General features: G+C 53.7%; 1 protein-coding gene. It reads right to left on the reverse strand.

Going from position 1 to position 4,357, the window contains the following annotated elements:
- Nucleotides 1-4,357 (reverse strand): cadherin repeat domain-containing protein (locus Q4551_RS16005; RefSeq protein WP_303434917.1); only part of this gene is annotated, 4,357 nt, incomplete at both ends.

Genomic DNA, 4,357 nt, shown 5'->3' on the forward strand with positions numbered 1-4,357 from the left:
AGTGGTCACGGCCACTGTATCGCTCACCAAATACACCGTACCCGCTTCATTGCTTTGTAGTGTGATCAACTCCCCTGTTTCATAGGTGCTATCTATCACCGGTGTGCCATCGGCATTAAATGCCTGCACAAAGATCGAAGTGTCACCGTCACTATCAGTCCCGTTCCAGGTCACCACATAGGCACCATCGCTGCCCACCGCAGTGATTTGGGGCTTCTCTTCGGAACCTGTCGTATTACCCGGCGCTTCCAACTGTACCGTGGCACCGCTTAAGGAGCCGTCAGCATCAAACGCTTGCACAAAGATAGACCAATCACCCTCGCTATCCCTTCCGTACCAGGTCACCACATAGGTGCCATCAGTGCCCACGGCGGTGATTTGAGGGTACTGATCAGCACCGATGGTATTACCCAGTGCTTCCAGCTGTACTGTGTCACCGTTGACGGAACCTTCGGCGTTAAACGCTTGCACAAAGATCGAATAATCACCGTTGCTATCCCTTCCGTACCAGGTCACCACATAGGCGCCATCACTGCCCACGGCGGTGATTTGAGGGTACTGATCAGCACCGGTGATATTATCCAGTGCTTCCAACTGTACCGTGGCACCGTTTAAGAAGCCGTCATCATCAAAGGCCTGCACAAAGATCGACCAATCACCGTCGCTATCCCTTCCGTACCAGGTCACCACATAGGCGCCATCAGTGCCCACGGCGGTGATTTGAGGGGACCGATCAGCACCGGTGATATTATCCAGTGCTTCCAACTGTACTGTGTCACCGTTGAAGGAACCATTGGCATTAAACGCCTGCACAAAGATAGACCAATCACCGTCGCTATCATCACCGTACCAGGTCACCACATAGTCGCCATCAGTGCCCACCGCGGTGATTTGCGGATCATAGCCATCCCCCGTGATAGTATCCAACGCTTCCAGTTGTACCGCAGTGCCGTTAATGGAGCCATCGGCGTTAAACGCCTGCACAAAGATCGACTGATCACCTGAATAGCCAGCGCCCTCGTACCCGTACCAGGTCACCACATAGGCGCCAGCGCTGCCCACGGCGGTGATTTGTGGTTCATAGTCATGACCAGTGGTATTATTCAGTGCTTCCAGCTGTACCCTGGTGCCATTGAAGGAACCATCGGCTTTAAACGCCTGCACAAAGATCGACAGATCACCGCCGCTATCGGTCCCGCTCCAGGTCACCACATAAGCGCCAGCGTTGCCTACCTCAGTGATCTGGGAGCTATGGTTGACATTACCCGGTGCTTCCAGTTGTACCGTGGTGCCGTTCAAGGAGCCATCGGCATTAAACGCCTGCACAAAGATCGAATAGCCACTGCCGCTATCCTCACCATACCAGGCCACCACATACGCACCATCGCTGCCCACGGCGGTGATTTGAGGGGCATAGTCACCATTGCTAGTATTACCCAGTGCTTCCAGCTGTACTGTCGCGGGTGATATCACAATACTGGCTTCTGGGGCGGTATCATCCAGATCGTTCACATCGAGGGTAACCGCTTGGTCGGTATGGTTACCGGCGCCATCGGTAGCGGTAACGATGAATGAGTAACTGGATTTGGTTTCGTAGTCGGCATCGGCTTTTAGCGTCACTTCGCCAGTGCTCGCACTGATCTCGAAATACGCCTCATCAGCGCCACCAAGGCTAAACGTTACGCCATCTGAAACGTCAGCAGAGTCATCAGCGGTGGCGGTATACACCACCTGCCCGGCACCAGAGTTTTCATCGATTGCAGTAGCCGTCGCACCAGATGTAATGCTTGGCGCTGCTTCATCCAGGTTATTGACTGCCAGGGTGACGGACTGGTTGCTGTCGTTACCGGCATCATCAGTAGCGGTAACGATAAATGAATAGCTGGATTTGGTTTCGTAGTCCGCGTCGGCTTTTAGAGTTACTTCGCCGGTATTGGTATCAATGGTGAAGTAAGCCAAATCAGTGCCAGACAAGGAATAAACCGCCGTTGCGTCATCCGTCGTGGCCGTGTAGATAACCGTGCTTTCACCGGAGTTTTCATCAATCGCAGTCGCGGTCGTGCCAGACGTAAACGTGGGTGCCGTTTCATCCACTAACGTAATCCACTCACTGGAAGCCAGGCTCAGGTTGCCGGCGCTGTCGACGGCATAGGCGTAATAACCGCCCAGCGCCAATGTCGTGGTATCCACAGTGACCGTACCCGCCACCGCTAATGTCGCGGTAGCCCAAAGGTTACTGCTGGCGCTGGTGATATCGGCCTCAGTGGTCACGGCCACTGTATCGCTCACCAAATACACCGTACCTGCTTCATTGCTTTGTAATGTGACCAACTCCCCTGCTTCATAGGTGCTATCTATCACCGGTGTACCATCGGCATTAAACGCCTGTACAAAGATCGACTCATCACCGTCACTATCAGTCCCGACCCAGGTCACCACATAGGCACCAGCACTGCCTACCGCAGTGATTTGGACGGCATAGTCATCTCCAATGGTATTACCCAGTGCTTCCAGCTGTACTGTGTCACCGTTGACGGAACCTTCGGCGTTGAAGGCCTGCACAAAGATCGAATAATCACCGTTGCTATCCCTTCCGTACCAGGTCACCACATAGGCGCCAGCACTGCCCACGGCGGCGATTTGGGGGACATAGTCATCACCATCGGTATTACCCGGCGCTTCCAACTGTATCGTGGCACCGTTGAAGGAGCCATCGGCGTTAAACGCCTGCACAAAGATCGAATAGTCACCGTCGCTATCCTCACCGTACCAGGTCACCACATAGTCGCCATCAGTGCCCACGGCGGTGATTTGGGGAGAATAGTCATCCCCCGTGGTAGTATCCAACGCTTCCAGCTGTACCTTGGTGCCGTTAATGGAGCCATCGGCTTTAAACGCCTGCACAAAGATAGAATAGTCATTGCTGCTATCGTACCCCTGCCAGGTCACCACATAGGCGCCATCGCTGCCTACCGCAGTGATTTGGGGATCAACGTCATAACCATTGGTATTACCCAGCGCTTCCAGCTGTACCGTGACACCGTTGAAGGAACCATTGGCTTTAAACGCCTGCACAAAGATAGACCAATCACCGTCGCTATCCTCACCGTACAAGGTCACCACATAGGCGCCATCAGAGCCCACCGCGGTGATTTGGGGAGAATAGTCATCACTATAGGTATTATCCAGCGCTTCCAGCTGTACCGCGGTGCCGTTGACGGAGCCGTCGGCTTTAAACGCCTGCACAAAGATTGAATAATCATCGTCGCTATCCTCACCGTACCAGGTCACCACATAGGCGCCATCAGTGCCTACCGCAGTGATTTGGGGATTTCTGTCATAACCTGTCGTATTACCCAGTGCTTCCAGCTGTATCGTGGCACCGTTGAAGGAACCATCGGCTTTAAACGCCTGCACAAAGATCGACAAATCATCGTCGCTATCCCTTCCGTACCAGGTCACCACATAGGCGCCATCGGTGCCCACGGCGGTAATTTGAGGCCGATAGTCGCCACTGGTGGTATTACCCGGCGCTTCCAGCTGTACCGTGGCGCCGTTGAAGGAACCATCGGCGTTAAAGGCCTGCACAAAGATTGAATAATCATCGTCGCTATCCTCACCGTACCAGGTCACCACATAGGAGCCATCGCTGCCCACGGCGGTGATTTGAGGATCATCGTCATAACCAATGGTATTACCCAGTGCTTCCAGCTGTGCCGTCTCGGGTGATATCACAATACTGGCTTCTGGGGCAATATCGTTCACATCGAGGGTAACCGCTTGGTCGGTATGGTTACCGGCGCCATCGGTAGCGGTAACGATGAATGAGTAACTGGACTTGGTTTCGTAGTCGGCATCGGCTTTTAGCGTCACTTCACCAGTGCTCGCACTGATCTCGAAATACGCCTCATCAGCGCCACCAAGGCTAAACGTTACGCCATCTGAAACGTCAGCAGAGTCATCAGCGGTGGCGGTATACACCACCTGCCCGGCACCAGAGTTTTCATCGATTGCAGTAGCCGTAGCACCAGATGTAATGCTTGGCGCTGCTTCATCCAGGTTATTGACTGCCAGGGTGACGGACTGGTTGCTGTCGTTACCGGCATCATCAGTAGCGGTAACGATAAATGAATAGCTGGATTTGGTTTCGTAGTCCGCGTCGGCTTTTAGAGTTACTTCGCCGGTATTGGTATCAATGGTGAAGTAAGCCAAATCAGTGCCAGACAAGGAATAAACCGCCGCAGGATCATCCGTCGTGGCCGTGTAGATAACGGTGCTGGCACCGGAGTTTTCATCAATCGCGGTCGCGGTCGTGCCAGACGTAAACGTGGGTGCCGTTTCATCCACTAACGTAATC

The sequence above is a fragment of the Oceanobacter sp. 5_MG-2023 genome (assembly GCF_030548165.1).
In the GTDB taxonomy this organism is placed as follows: Bacteria; Pseudomonadota; Gammaproteobacteria; order Pseudomonadales; family Oceanobacteraceae; genus Oceanobacter.